The 14,304-nt window shown below is 73.2% G+C and carries 12 protein-coding genes; 9 read left to right on the top strand and 3 right to left on the bottom strand.

Translation table 11 applies throughout. From position 1 onward, the window contains the following. The 3 genes from EYA84_RS13455 to ilvA all read left to right on the top strand — a co-directional run. The coding region (locus EYA84_RS13455; protein WP_255446613.1) for an amidase family protein at positions 1-620 on the top strand (620 nt) is incomplete at its 5' end. Then, positions 617-790, top strand: a complete 174-nt coding sequence (locus EYA84_RS32470) for a hypothetical protein (RefSeq protein ID WP_161594964.1) — start codon at positions 617-619, stop codon at positions 788-790. The genes EYA84_RS13455 and EYA84_RS32470, both read left to right, overlap by 4 nt. Further along, positions 787-2,007, top strand: a complete 1,221-nt coding sequence (gene ilvA / locus EYA84_RS13460) for a threonine ammonia-lyase (protein ID WP_131053386.1) — start codon at positions 787-789, stop codon at positions 2,005-2,007. Before EYA84_RS32470 ends, ilvA begins: the two co-directional genes overlap by 4 nt. Positions 2,008-2,070: 63 nt before the next feature. Here ilvA and greA read toward each other — a convergent pair whose 3' ends face one another. Next, entirely contained in the window at positions 2,071-2,568 is a 498-nt protein-coding gene (greA, locus tag EYA84_RS13465) for a transcription elongation factor GreA (RefSeq protein ID WP_131053387.1), read from the bottom strand. Positions 2,569-2,803: 235 nt separating this feature from the next. Further along, entirely contained in the window at positions 2,804-3,238 is a 435-nt protein-coding gene (locus EYA84_RS13470) for a DUF4307 domain-containing protein (RefSeq protein WP_131053388.1), read from the bottom strand. Between the two features lie 271 nt (positions 3,239-3,509). On the opposite strand from EYA84_RS13470, the gene mca reads away from it, so the two are divergent. The 6 genes from mca (at position 3,510) to purE (ending at position 11,296) form a co-directional block, all read left to right on the top strand. Further along, positions 3,510-4,394 (top strand): mycothiol conjugate amidase Mca, encoded by an 885-nt coding sequence (gene mca / locus EYA84_RS13475; protein WP_131053389.1) that lies wholly within the window; start codon positions 3,510-3,512, stop codon positions 4,392-4,394. 48 nt (positions 4,395-4,442) lie between these two features. Beyond that, the gene (locus tag EYA84_RS13480; protein ID WP_131053390.1) at positions 4,443-4,736 is read left to right on the top strand and encodes a hypothetical protein; all 294 of its coding nucleotides are present in this window, start codon (positions 4,443-4,445) and stop codon (positions 4,734-4,736) included. A gap of 179 nt (positions 4,737-4,915) precedes the next feature. Then, on the top strand, positions 4,916-7,456 hold the full coding sequence (locus EYA84_RS13485) for a bifunctional diguanylate cyclase/phosphodiesterase (RefSeq protein WP_131053391.1): 2,541 nt from the start codon (positions 4,916-4,918) through the stop codon (positions 7,454-7,456). 36 nt (positions 7,457-7,492) lie between these two features. Then, a complete protein-coding gene (locus tag EYA84_RS13490; protein WP_131053392.1) occupies positions 7,493-9,532 on the top strand; it encodes a thioredoxin domain-containing protein in 2,040 nt (679 codons plus the stop codon). A 53-nt stretch (positions 9,533-9,585) separates the two neighbouring features. Continuing rightward, positions 9,586-10,767, top strand: coding sequence for a 5-(carboxyamino)imidazole ribonucleotide synthase (locus tag EYA84_RS13495; protein ID WP_131053393.1), 1,182 nt, complete (start codon positions 9,586-9,588; stop codon positions 10,765-10,767). 40 nt (positions 10,768-10,807) lie between these two features. Further along, complete coding sequence (purE, locus tag EYA84_RS13500) at positions 10,808-11,296, top strand: 5-(carboxyamino)imidazole ribonucleotide mutase (protein WP_131053394.1); 489 nt, start codon at positions 10,808-10,810, stop codon at positions 11,294-11,296. A 78-nt stretch (positions 11,297-11,374) separates the two neighbouring features. Here purE and EYA84_RS13505 read toward each other — a convergent pair. Beyond that, positions 11,375-14,304 (bottom strand): SCO7613 C-terminal domain-containing membrane protein (locus EYA84_RS13505; protein ID WP_394347570.1); only part of this gene is annotated, 2,930 nt, incomplete at its 5' end.

The following is a 14,304-nucleotide window of genomic DNA, read 5'->3' on the forward strand; positions in this document are numbered from 1 at the left end:
GCGCTAGTCTCGTGGGCTCGGAGCTGTGTATAAGAGACATGCTCGCCGCCGCCGGGCACGACGCCGTCCCGGCCGACCCGGTCTATCCGACCGCCCTCGGCCTACAGGGCATCGCGACCTGGTTCGCCGCCGCCGCCGCTGACGTGCGGGCCGCCGGGATCGACCGGCGCGACCTGCAACCGCGCAGCCGTCGGCACGTCACGTTCGGGGACTGGGCGTGGCGGCGCGGGTACGTCCGGGAGGCCGACCGGACGGCCTGGCGTGAGCGCTCCATCGGCTTCTTCGCCGACCACTCGGTCGACCTGCTGCTCACCCCGGCGCTGGCCAGCGCCCCGCCCCCGGCCACGAGCTGGTCGGCCCGGTCCTGGCGGGCCAACATGCTGGTGAACATCAGGTACGCCCCGTACGCGGCACCGTGGAACATCGCCGGCCTGCCCGCCCTGGTGGTTCCCGTGGGCCGTCGCCCGGACGGGTTGCCGCTGGCCGTGCAACTGGTCGGGCCACCCGGGTCGGAACTGCTGCTGCTCGGCGTCGCCGGACAGTTCGAGATGGCGGCACCGTGGACTCGGCACGCTCCCGGTTACCCGCGCGTCGGAACGGGGTCACCGGCCAGCGCGTGATCGTGCGTACCGACGCGGGTGGCTCGGCCGACGAGAGCGGGCCGGTCGACGTGGCCCGCGTCGTCGGGTGTCCGCCGGCCGCCGCCGTACCGGACGTGCCGCGCTCGGCGTCCACGCCGGTCCGGGCCCCGGGGAACGCCGGTGGGGCGGGTGGCACGATCGGGGCATGACGGAACTGGTCAGCCTGGACGACGTGCGGGCGGCGCGGGAACTGCTCGCCGAGGTCACCCGCACCACCCCGCTGGAACCCTTCCGCCCGCTGAGCGCGGCGCTCGGCGGGCCGGTCTGGCTCAAGTGCGAGAACTTCCAGCGCGCGGGGTCGTACAAGGTGCGTGGCGCGTACGTGCGGATCTCCCGGCTGTCGGCGGCGGAGCGGGAGCGGGGGGTGGTGGCGGCCAGCGCCGGCAACCACGCGCAGGGGGTGGCTCTCGCCGCCGGCCTGGTCGGCGCGCACTCCACCGTCTTCATGCCGGTCAACGCGCCGCTGCCGAAGGTGGTGGCCACCAAGGGGTACGGCGCCCGGGTGGAGCTGGTCGGTGCCACGGTGGACGAATCCCTGGTGGCCGCGCAGACGTACGCGGAGCGCACCGGCGCGGTGCTGATCCACCCGTTCGACCATCGGGACGTGATCGCCGGTCAGGGCACCGTGGCACTGGAGATCCTGGAGCAGTGTCCCGAGGTCAGGACGATCGTCACCGGGGTGGGCGGCGGCGGGCTGGTCTCCGGGATGGCGGTGGCCGCCAAGGCGCTCCGGCCCGACGTGCGGGTGATCGGGGTGCAGGCGGCGGGCGCGGCGGCCTTCCCGCCGTCACTGGTGGCCGGCGAGCCGGTACGCCTGCCCGACTTCTCCACCATCGCCGACGGCATCGCGGTCGGTCGGCCCGGTGACGTCACCTTCACCCACGTCCGCAAACTCGTCGACGAGATCGTCACGGTCACCGAGGAGGACATCTCCCGGGCGCTGCTGATGCTGTTGGAGCGCGGCAAGCAGGTGGTGGAGCCGGCCGGCGCGGTGGGGGTGGCCGCGTTGCTGGCCGGTGCGGTCGAGGTGGAGCCGCCGGTGGTGGCGGTCCTCTCCGGGGGCAACATCGATCCGCTGCTGATGCTGCGGGTGATCGAGCACGGGCTGGCGGCGGCCGGACGATACCTGCGGGTGACGGTGCGCTGCTCCGACCGGCCAGGGCAGCTCGCCTCGCTGCTGCGGCAGATCGCCGAACACCGGGCCAACGTGGTGGACGTGGAGCACCAGCGGGCCCACCCGCACCTGCGCCTCGGTGAGGTCGAGGTGGCGCTGTCGGTGGAGACCCGGGGTGTGGAGCACTCGGACACACTGATCAGTGCGTTGCGGGCCAGCGGCTACCAGGTCTCGATCGCGCCAGAGGCGTGACACCGCCAGGTGTCACGCCTCTGGGTTGGTGGAACGGCCGACCTCTGTCGGTCGGCGGGTGGCTCAGCCGGAGAAGGGCTCGAAGCTGACCACGGTCACCTTGATGTCCGCGCCGCTGGGCGCGGTGTAGGTGCAGGCCTGACCCGCCTTGCCGCCCAGGATCGCCTGGCCGAGGGCCGACTCGGGGCTGTAGACGGTGAGATCGGTGGTCGAGGAGATCTCACGGGACCCGAGCAGGAAGGTCTCTGTGTCGTCGGCGTCGTCGTCGAAGTAGATCGTCACGACCATCCCGGGAGCCACGGCGTCGACGGTCGGTGCCTCACCGACCTGGGCCGTGCGGAGCAGCTCCTTCAGGTAGAGGATGCGCCCCTCGGCCTTGCCCTGCTCCTCACGGGCGGCGTGGTAGCCGCCGTTCTCGCGTAGGTCACCTTCCTCGCGCCGCGCGTTGATCTCGGCGGCGATGACCGGCCGGTTGGCGATCAACTCGTCGAGCTCGGCCTTCAGGCGGTCGTAGGCGTCCTGGGACAGCCAGGTGGCGGGCGCCTCGTTGCCATTGGACACAGGCGGTCCTCCTCGGTTGTGCGGGCTGGCTGACAGGTGAACCTCCAAGTTACCAGTGCCCTACGACAAGGAGTGTCGGTGATCACGCTGGTGCGGCCGGCGACCCCGGGTCGCCCGGTGACCTTCCCGCCGCAGGCCGGGTGCGTACGGCCTGCCGTCGGACCGGGTCCGGCCCGTCGTCAGGAGCGGGTCCGGGCCGCCGTTCCGGGTGGGTCCGGTGCCGCTTCCGGTGGGCTCAGGCCGCCGGGCGGCAGCGGACGACCTCGCCGATGAAGGGGCGGGCACTGGTGGCGAGGGAGTGCCGGACGGTGACGCTGCGCTGCCCGTCGGCGGCGGTCACCGGGACCTCCTCGCGGGCCACCTCCGCCCCGGCGTGGTCCCGGGCCCGCAGGGCACAGACCGCCGAGCCGCCCGCCGGCAGGTTCACCCGGAAGTTGACCACCACCTGCTGGTCGGTGATCTCGCCGTAGGTGATCACCTGGGCGTCGTAGGCCGGGTCGCCGTACTGCCGGTAGAGCCGGAACGAGACGGCGGTGAGCGCCACCAGCACGGTGACCACCAGCAGCGTGGTCAGCAGCCGCCGACGTCGGCCGGGCGTACGACGGCGGCCGTACCGGCCGGGCGGGAACACCGGCGCGGTCGATGCAGATGTGGCGTGCGTCTCGGTCACCGGCGGGTATCTCCTGGCGTCGTTGTCGGGCCCATCGGCAAGAATGGCAGAGCGCCGTCGTTCCTGTCCGACTGGGCATTGCTGCAACTGGCACTGCTTGTCCATGGGGCACTGCCTCCGACCGAGGCACTGCTTCTCGACCGGGCACTGCTGGTTCCTGGGGTCAAATATGACAGGCCGGCACGGGCCGGGACCGCGACGGGGGAGGATTCCGGCAGGTCAACGGTGTGGCCGGTGGCCCACCGGTGGGCAGAGACGAGGAGCGCCGACCGTGGCAGAACAACTCCGGCTCATGGCCGTGCACGCGCACCCAGACGACGAGTCGAGCAAGGGCGCCGCGACCACGGCCAAGTACGTCGCCGAGGGGGTGGACGTGCTCGTCGTGACCTGCACCGGCGGCGAGCGGGGCAGCGTGCTCAACCCCAAGTTGGACCGGCCCGAGGTGTGGGCCAACATCGCCGACATCCGTCGGGCGGAGATGGACGCGGCCCGCGCCATCCTCGGCGTCGAACAGGCCTGGCTGGGCTTCGTCGACTCGGGCCTGCCCGAGGGTGACCCGTTGCCGCCGTTGCCCGAGGGCTGCTTCGCCCTCCAGGACGTCGAGGTGGCCGCCGGTCCGCTGGTACGCCTGATGCGGCAGTTCCGTCCGCACGTGGTCACCACGTACGACGAGGAGGGCGGTTACCCGCACCCGGACCACATCATGTGCCACCGGATCAGCGTGGCGGCCTTCGAGGCGGCCGGTGACCCGGAGCGCTACCCCGAGCTGGGCGAGCCGTGGCAGCCGCTCAAGCTCTACTACGACATCGGGTTCTCCAAGGGCAAGATCCTCGCCCTGCACGAGGCGATCCTGGCCACCGGCGTCGCCGAGTCGCCGTACGCGGAGTGGATCAACCGTTGGGAGGACCGGCCGGACAAGGGCCCCCGGATCACCACCCGGGTGGAGTGCGCCGAGTACTTTCCGGTCCGCGACGACGCGCTGCGCGCCCACGCCACCCAGGTCGACCCGGACGGCTTCTGGTTCCAGGTGCCGATGGACCTGCAACGGCGGGCCTGGCCGACGGAGGACTTCCAACTCGTACGCTCGCTGGTCGACTCCCCGCTGCCCGAGTCGGACCTGTTCGCGGGCATCCGGGAGACGGCCCATGCCCGCTGATCCGGCGGCGGGCTACGCTGGTCGGACATCGCACTCCGGAGGAATCCCATGTTGACCGCTGCTCAGGTGCTCGCCCAGAACAATTTCGGGGACACCCGCACGGGGGGCCTCGCCGGTCCGATGGGCCTGTTCCTCATCCTCGTCCTGGGCACCGCCACCGTGCTGCTGATCCGCAACATGAACGCCCGGCTGCGCCGGTTGCCCGACCATTTCCCCGGTCAGGAGCCCGCCGCCGAGTCGGGCACCACGCAGCGAACGGTCGGTGATCCGACAGATGAGAACGTGATGCTGGATTCATCCGGTGACGCTCCCAACCGGCGCCAGCAGCGTCGCGACGGCTGATCGGGGCATGATTCACGCTTAACCGGATGGTCGCCCCCTGTTGCGACCATCCGGTTTGGCTTAGCCTTCCGCCGGGAGGACCAGACGTCCTCATGCCGTGCGCGGGAGGGGGCGCCGATGACCATCGCAGTCGTTGACACCCTCCGTGCGCCCTGTTCCCGCCCGACGGGAGTGGGTCGGTGACCTCCGGCAGGGCCGGTCATCCGATCGATCGGCCCGAGGGCCGTCGCACCCCGCTCAGGGTGCACCTGCTGACGGCCGCGGTCGTCCTCACCGCCGTGGTGGCCGCCGTGGTGGGGCTGCGCGTGCCGGTCGGGCTGCCGGCCGACGACCCGTTCGGGCCGTACGGCGGGCTGACCCGTTTCGGTATCGCGGTCGCACTCTTCGCACTGTCGCAGTTGGCCCGGCTACGGTTCCGGGCCGCCGCCGGGGTGGTCTCGCTCACCTGGGCCGAGGCCGCACTGATCGTCTGCCTCTATCTGGTGCCGCCCGGATGGCTGCCGGGCGCGGCCCTGATCGGCATGCTGCTGGCCTGGACGATCCTGTCCGTGGTGGACGAGGGCAGGTCCACCTGGGACGTCGTGCGCATCGCCGCGTCGCAGACCGCCGCCGTCGCCCTCGCCGTGTCGGTCACCACCTCGCTGGCCGAGCCGCTGCTGGCCGCCCCGACCCCGGCCCTCGCCCTCGTCCTCGCCGCCGGCGCCCTCACGTACCTGCTGGCCGGTGCCGGGCTGGGCGGCGTGACGCTGGCGCTGCGGCACGACATGTCGATCGGGCGCCCGCTGCTGGCCGCGTTGCGGGGCAAGCTGCTGATGTTCGTCGGCAACGTGGTGGCCGCTCTGCTCGTGGTGGCCCTGATCGAGTTCGATCCACGGTGGCTGGTGCTGCTGCCCGCGCCGCTGTGGCTGCTCCACCAGACCTATCGGCAACGGCTGCGCGACGAGCGCGAACGGCGTACGTGGCGGTCGTTGGCGGAGGCGACGGCGGCGCTCAACCAGCTCGACGAGCGCGGCGTGGCGACCGCCGGGGTGACCGGTGCGCTCACCGTGTTCGAGGCGGAACTCGTGGACGTGGAGGTGGTCCGGGGCGACGGCCGCTGGCGCCGCTACCGGGGCGATCCCAGCGGTCAGGTAATCGACCGGGAGATCGCGCCCCCCGGCGACGACGAGCCCGGTCCGGACGAACTGCTCCGAGAGCTGTCGGTCGGCGAGCACCGGGTCGGTCGACTACGGGTCCGGCTGCCCCGGACGGCTCCGGCCTCCGGCCGGGAACGGTACGCGCTGGTCACCTTCGCCGAGGCGCTGTCCGCCGCCCTGCATGACGCGGCCACCCACCGTGAGCTGCGGGTGGTCACCGCGCGTTCCTCGTACGAGGCGGTGCACGATCCGCTGACCGGGCTGGCCAACCGCACGGCCATGCTGGGCCAGGGCGACCATGCGCTGCGGAAACTCGGGCACGACCACCCGGTGGCACTGCTGTTGCTCGACATCGACCAGTTCAAGGAGGTCAACGACACGCTCGGGCACGCCGCCGGCGACCAGCTCCTGCGGTTGACCGCCAACCGGCTGGGCACCCTGACCCGCAGCGGCGACCTGCTCGCCCGGCTCGGCGGCGACGAGTTCGCGTTGCTGCTGACCTCGGTTCCGGTGCTCGGCGACCGCACCGCCCCGATGGCGTACGCGTTGCGCCAGGCCCGGGAGATCACCGAGCGGCTGGCCGCGCCGACCGAGGTGGCCGGGGTACGGATGTCGGTCGAGGTGTCCGTGGGCGTGGTGGTGGCGTCGGCCGGCGCCGCCGACCTGACCGAGCTGATGCGCCGGGCCGACATCGCGATGTACCAGGCCAAGGCCGGTGGCGGCAGCGTGGCGGCGTATGACAGCTCCCGGGACGGGGCCAGCACCGACCAGCTCGCCCTGCTCGCCGAGCTGCGTGAGGCGTTGCTGACCGACGATCAGCTCGTGCTGGTGTTGCAGCCTGCCGTGGACCTGGCCACCGGCGCACCGACCGGGGTGGAGGCACTGATCCGCTGGCGGCACCCGCGCCGGGGCTGGCTGGGTCCGGCCGACTTCATCCGGCCGGTGGAGAACAGCGAGCAGTTGGGCACCTTCACCCGGTACGTGCTGGACAAGGCGCTCGGGGTGGCGGCCGGCTGGGCCCGGGAGGGCCTGGACATCCCGATCTCGGTCAACCTCTCCGCCCGCAGCCTGCTCGACCACCGCCTGCCGGCGGAGATCGCCGACGCGCTACGCCGGCACCAGGTCCCGGCCGACCGGCTGGTGCTGGAGATCACCGAGACCGTGGTGATGAGCGAGCTGGAGATCATCGACCAGGTGCTCACCACGCTGCGGTCGATGGGCGTGCAACTGGCCGTGGACGACTTCGGCACCGGCTTCTCCTCGCTGGCCTTCCTCACCCGGATCCCGGTCGACGAGTTGAAGGTGGACCGCTCGTTCGTGCTCCGGATGGCGGATTCGCCGGAGGCGGCGGCGATCGTCCGCAGCACCGTCGGGCTCGCCCACGAGCTGGGGCTACGGGTGGTGGCCGAGGGCGTGGAGACCGCCGCCCAGCGGTCGGCCCTGGCAGAGTTGGGCTGCACCGCCGCCCAGGGCTACCACTTCTTCAAGCCGATGCCCGCCGACAAGATCGGTGCGGTCCTCGGCTCCCTGTCCCGACAGAGCCCCACCAACGTCCTGCCGCTGCGCGCCGACGGCGCCTCCTGACCCCGACCCGGCCGCCCGGCTGGATATGGTCGTCGGGTGAACCGACTCGCGGATGCCACCAGCCCGTACCTCCTCCAGCACGCGGACAACCCGGTCGACTGGTGGCCCTGGTGCGAGGAGGCGTTCACCGAGGCGAAGCGACGTGACGTGCCGGTGCTCATCTCGGTCGGTTACTCCGCCTGTCACTGGTGTCACGTCATGGCGCACGAGTCGTTCGAGGACGCGGGCGTCGGCACGCTGCTGAACGAGGGTTTCGTGTCGATCAAGGTGGACCGCGAGGAGCGGCCCGACGTCGACGCCGTCTACATGACCGCCACCCAGGCGATGACCGGCCAGGGTGGCTGGCCGATGACGGTCTTCGCCACCCCGGACGGCACCCCGTTCTTCTGCGGGACGTACTTCCCCCGCGCGAACTTCGTCCGGCTGCTGGAGTCGATCGGCACCGCCTGGCGGGACCAGCGCGACGCCGTACTGCGTCAGGGTGCCGCGGTGGTGGAGGCGATCGGCGGCGCCCAGGCCGTCGGCGGGCCCACCGCCCCGCTCACCGCCGACCTGCTCGACGCCGCCGCCGACCAACTGGCCGACGAGTACGACGAGCGGCACGGGGGCTTCGGCGGCGCCCCCAAGTTCCCGCCGCACATGAACCTGCTCTTCCTGCTGCGGCACCACCAGCGCACCGGCTCGGCGCGGAGCCTGGAGATCGTCCGGCACACCTGCGAGGCGATGGCCCGGGGCGGTCTCCACGACCAGCTCGCCGGCGGCTTCGCCCGGTACGCGGTGGACGAGCACTGGACCGTGCCGCACTTCGAGAAGATGCTCTACGACAACGCCCTGCTGCTGCGGGTCTACACGCAGCTCTGGCGGCTCACCGGTGACGCGTTGGCGCTGCGGGTGGCCCGGGACGTCGCCCGGTTCCTCGCCGACGAGCTGCACCGCCCCGGCCAGGGCTTCGCCTCGGCGCTGGACGCGGACACCGAGGGCGTCGAAGGGCTCACGTACGCCTGGACCCCGGCCCAACTGGTCGAGGCGCTCGGCGAGGAGGACGGCCGCTGGGCCGCCGACCTCTTCGCGGTCACCGAGACCGGCACCTTCGAACACGGCAAGAGCGTGCTCCGGCTGGCCCGGGACGTCGACGACGCCGACCCGGAGGTCCGCGCCCGCTGGCAGGACGTGATCCGCCGGCTGCTGGCCGTGCGCGACACCCGACCGCAGCCGGCCCGCGACGACAAGGTGGTGGCCGCCTGGAACGGGCTGGCCGTCACCGCGCTCGCCGAGTTCGTCCGGCTCGTCGAGACCTCCGGCCGGATCGGCACCGAGGGGGAGGCGAACCTGCTCGACGGCGTCGTCATCGTCGCCGACGGCGCGATGCGGCAGACCGCCGAGCACCTGGCCCGGGTGCACGTGGTGGACGGGCGACTGCGCCGCGCCTCCCGGGACGGCCGCGTGGGGGAGCCGGCCGGCGTACTGGAGGACTACGGCTGTGTGGCCGAGGCGTTCTGCGCCATGCACCAGGTCACCGGCGAGGGGCGGTGGCTGGAGCTGGCCGGCGAGCTGCTCGACGCCGCCCTGACGCACTTCGCCGCACCCGGGGGTGCGTTCTACGACACCGCCGACGACGCGGAGCGGCTGGTGGCCCGGCCCGCCGACCCGACCGACAACGCCACCCCCTCCGGCCGTTCCGCCGTCGTCGCCGCCCTGGTCAGCTACGCGGCGTTGACCGGGGAGAACCGGTACCGGGAGGCGGCCGAGGCGGCGTTGGCCACCGTCGCGCCGATCGTCGGGCGGCACGCCCGGTTCACCGGGTACGCGGCCACCGTGGGCGAGGCGCTGCTCGCCGGCCCGTCCGAGATCGCGGTGGTGACCGGGGACCCGACGAACGATCCGCTGGTCGCGGCGGCGTACCGGCACGCCCCACCCGGTGCGGTGATCGTCGCCGGGCAGCCCGACCAGCCGGGGGTGCCGCTGCTGGCCGGCCGGCCGCTGCTCGACGGCGGGCCCGCCGCGTACGTCTGCCGGGGTTTCGTCTGCCAACGGCCGGTGAGCGGCGTCGACGACCTGGTGGCGCAACTGCGGTGACACCGGTGTCCGCCGACCGGCACTCCGGTCGGCCCGGATAGGCTGGCGCCGCTATGGATTCCCGTACCGGTCTGCCTGTTGTCGGCATGGTGGGTGGCGGCCAGTTGGCCCGGATGACCCACCAGGCCGCGATCGCCCTCGGCCAGTCGCTGCGCGTGCTCGCCCTCACCCCGGACGACGGCGCGGCGCTGGTCGCCGCCGACGTTCAGTACGGCGACCACACCGACCTGGCCGCCCTGCGCATGTTCGCCAAGAGCTGTGACGTGGTCACCTTCGACCACGAGCACGTGCCCACCGAGCACATCCGCACCCTCACCGCCGAGGGGGTGAAGCTGTTCCCGCCCGCCGACGCACTCGTGCACGCCCAGGACAAGCAGGTCATGCGGGAGCGGCTCGGCGGGCTCGGCGCGCCCAATCCGGCGTGGCGACCCGTCACCGTCCCGGCCGACGTGGTGGCCTTCGGCGACGAGGTGGGCTGGCCGGTGATGCTCAAGGCGGCCCGGGGCGGGTACGACGGCCGGGGCGTGTGGCCGGTGGCCGACGCCGCCGTCGCCGACGACCTGGTGCGGACCCTGCTCGACGGCGGGACGACGCTGATCGTCGAGGAGCGGGTGGCGTTGCGCCGGGAGTTGGCGGTGCAGGTGGCCCGCTCGCCGTTCGGGCAGGTCGCGGTCTATCCGGTGGTGGAGACGGTGCAGCGGGACGGCATCTGCGTCGAGGTGCTGGCACCCGCGCCCGACCTCGACGAGGAGCTGGCGGTCTCGGCCCAGCAGCTCGCCATCGACCTGGCCACCGCGCTCGGAGTGGTCGGCCTGCTCGCGGTGGAGCTGTTCGAGGTGGCCGATCCGGCGGCCCCGGGCGGCAGCCGCGTCGTGGTCAACGAACTGGCGATGCGCCCGCACAACTCCGGGCACTGGACCATCGAGGGCGCCCGGACGTCGCAGTTCGAGCAGCACCTGCGGGCCGTGCTCGACTACCCGATGGGCGACACCGGGCTGACCGCGCCGGTGGTCGTGATGGCGAACGTGCTCGGTGGCGAGCCGGGCGGCATGTCCATCGACGAGCGGCTGCACCACCTCTTCGCCGCCGTACCGACCGCCCGGGTGCACCTGTACGGCAAGCAGGTCCGTCCCGGTCGCAAGATCGGGCACGTCACGGTGCTCGGCGACGACCTGGACGAGGTACGCGCCCGGGCCGCCCGCGCCGCCCGCTGGCTCCGCGACGGCGTGGAGTGACCGTGCGGGACCCGCAGGTGGAAACGAGAGGGAGAACAGCGTGAGCACGGTCGGTGTGATCATGGGCAGCGACTCGGACTGGCCGACCATGAAGGCGGCTGCCGACGTGCTCGCCGAGTTCGAGGTGTCGTACGAGGTCGAGGTGGTCTCGGCCCACCGCACCCCGGTGAAGATGATCGACTACGGTCGGGCCGCCGCCGGCCGGGGCATGAAGGTGATCATCGCGGGCGCCGGTGGTGCCGCCCACCTGCCCGGCATGATCGCCTCGGTCACGCCGTTGCCGGTGATCGGCGTACCGGTGCCGTTGAAGCACCTCGACGGACTGGACTCGCTGCTGTCCATCGTGCAGATGCCGGCGGGCGTGCCGGTGGCCACGGTGTCGATCGGCAACGCGCGCAACGCGGCGCTGCTCGCCGTCCGCATCCTGGGCACCGGTGAGCCGGCGTTGCTCGATCGGATGTCGGCGTACCAGGCCGATCTGGAGCAGCTCGTCGCCGAGAAGGACGCGGCCCTGCGCGCTTCGCTGTAGGCGCATGTAAGGAGGGGTCCCCTGCTAACGCCTGGTGCATAGCAGGGGACCCCTCCTAACAACTCCCACCAGAGCGGATCAGCGCATCCCGCGCAGCGCGGTCTGGAGGCGCTCCTGGGCGCGGCGACGCCGTTCGTTGCTGGCGCCGAGCACGAGCAGCAGGAGACCGACCGGGATCAGCACCAGCCACGGCCCGAGGCTGAACAGAGCGTGTACGGCGGCGATGGCGGTGACCACCGCGCCGACGATCACCGGCGCCTGCTGACGGGTCATGGAGCCGAAGACCAGCACCGCCACCGCGCCGAGCAGCAGCAGCACCTGCCGCAGCGTGCTGGAGTCGGTGGCCAGCACGATCGCCAGGGTGGGCAGGAACGCGGCGACCAGCGCCGGCCCGTACGCCACCCAACTGCTCAGGTCGGCCCGCTGCCGCAACTCCAGCACACCGACCAGCAGCGCCAGCGCCGCGAACGGCAGCGTGTACGCCTCGGGCAGCGCCACGTCGGCGACCCACATCAGGATCCACCAGGCGGTGATCTCGCAGATCACCACGCCCCAGAACAGGATGCGGCGTTCCACCGGTCGGCGCCCCGGTCGGGTGGCGGCGAGCCCGAGGACCGCACCCCAGGCGGCCAGCAGGGCGGCGATGTGCCGGGGCGAGTCGAAGGCCAGCGCCAGCGCGATGAGTGCGGCGGCGTACCCGCTCCACTCCACCGTCGCCGCCTCGCGCCGCGCCTCCGGGCGACGGAACCGGGGCAGGGTGGCCGCGAAGACCTGTAGGGCCGCGCCGACCGCGAGTACGCCGAACGCCGACCAGACCGGGGCGAGCCCGGCCACCAGTCCGGCGGTGAGCACCAGGAGTTGTGCCTTGAGCGAGGCGAACAGCCACCCGAGGATGCGCGCCCGGGAGGTGGTGCCGTACAGGGCGGCGACCACCCCGACGGCGACCCCACCGGCGAGCGTGAAGAGGGTGAGTTCCCGGGTGGCGAGGCTGCCGGCGAGCCCCGCCCCACCGGCGGCCAGTCCGATCACGAAGACCAGGACCCGGGCCAGCCGGATCGAGCGGGCCCGCTCCTCCAGCGGGGGCGGTGGGGTCAGCGCCAGCCCCAGCATCGCGATGGCGAACACGGTCAACGCCGAGAGGGTGCTCGCCGGCCAACCGCTGCCCAGCGCGATCGGTGCGATCAGCAGGGTCACCGCGGCACCGGGCAGCACGACCGGCACCGCCCGGGTCCGCCGGCCGCCGCTGAACCCGGTGGCGGCCAGCGCTGCGGTCACGGTGAGCAGCAACGCGGTGAGCACATGGGTGGGGTTCGCCGCGGCCGGTGGCGGGTTCAGCAGCTCCGGTGGTGGCCCCTGCCAGATGCGGTTGAGCGTGCGGTGCGGGTCGACGAGTGCGGCCAGCAGCGCGGGGGCGATCGAGACCAGCGCCAGGACGACCGGCAGGGTGGCGGCGGCCAGCGCCCCGGCGGCGGGGCTGACCCGCCACCGACGCTGTCCGCCGTCGTCGGGCAGCCGGCGCAGGGCGCCGTCCAGCAGGACCGTCCACCGGCGGACCGGCTGCGCCGCGCCGACCGGTGGCTCGGTGGCGCCCCGGATCAGTTCGGCGAGCACCCCGAGCAAAGCTGCGGCGGCGGCGTACACACCGATCGGCAGGTGCACGGGAACGGCGGCAAGCGCGGTCACGCTCGCCCCGCCGACCACTCCGGCGCTCGCCCAGGGCAGGTACTGCGGGACCTGGCGGCGGACGGCGGCGATCGCGGCCAGTCCGAGACTGGACGCGGCCAGGCCGGCGGTCAGCACCACCTCGGGCGGGTGCCCGAACTCGACGGCCAGGGCGGCGGTGGCGCCGGGCAACGCCAGCAGCGCGGCACCGGTGCCCGCGCCGCCGATCTGCGCCAGGTGCGGCGGCATCCCCTCGACGTGGATGTCGTCGACCAGCGGTTCCGCCATCGACCGGGCGAGCGTCGCCACCGCCGCACCGATCAGCACCACGCTGGCCAGCGCCAGCGCGGTCGTCCACGGCCGGACCAGACCGGCGCCGGTGGCGTGCAGCGCCACCACCCCGGCGGCGGTGATCCGGGACAGCCCGGCCCGGGGGTCGACGGAGGCGACCGCCGCCATGCCGAGGACGGCGGCGACCATCGCACCGAGCACCACCGGCGACCACCAGCTCAGGGTGAACGCGGCGGCTGCGCCGATGGTGGCGAGCACCACCGCCGCGTTGGCGACGTCGTAGCGCCAGGGCGGCGGCAGCAGGATGCCGGCGGCAAGCGCGAGCAGCAGCAGCGCGATCGGCCCCTGCCACGTCGTACCGCCGGTCGGTGCGGCGGGCCAGCCGCTGAGGTCGCCGTTCCAGATCGGCCCGGGGGTGGCCAGCACGCCCACGCCGCCGCGCAGCGCCATCCATCCGGCCAGCAGCCCGATCAGCACCCCACCGACGGCGAGACCGAGCACCGGCCCGCGCCGCCACTGCTCGGGCATGGCCCGCGCGGCCACGGAGACCACCAGGACCAGTGCGGCGGCGACCGCGAGCTGCCCGCCCGGTGCCAGCACCGTGCCGATCCGCAGCAGGGTGGCGACCAGCGCTGCGGTGACCGCTGCGGCGGCCAGGTCGGAGCCGTCCAGCCGGGCGTCGGCGCGACGGCCGCTGTCGATCGACGGGGCCAGGAAGAGCAACACGGCGGAGACCAGCAGCAGCGCACCCACCCAGGCGTCGGCCACGGTGGCGCCCGGCGCGCCGAAGCCGGCGGCGGCGACCACCAGCGCGCCGAGACCGGTACCCACCGACAACGGCGCCGGGAGATGGCGCTGGGACACCTGCACGATGGCCGCGTAGCCGAGGGTGACGCAGACGGCGAGGAAGCTGGCCGCCAGCACCGGCACGGTCACCTCCCGCAGCGCTGCCGGGGTGAGGATCGGGTCGGTGGGCAGGATCGCCGCGACGAAGGCGGCGACCGCTCCGGGCAGGGCGAAGGCCGCCCCTCCGGCGGCCCAGGCGGAGACGGTGT

Origin of the sequence: Verrucosispora sp. SN26_14.1 (genome assembly GCF_004307965.1) — a bacterium.
GTDB lineage: Bacteria > Actinomycetota > Actinomycetes > Mycobacteriales > Micromonosporaceae > Micromonospora.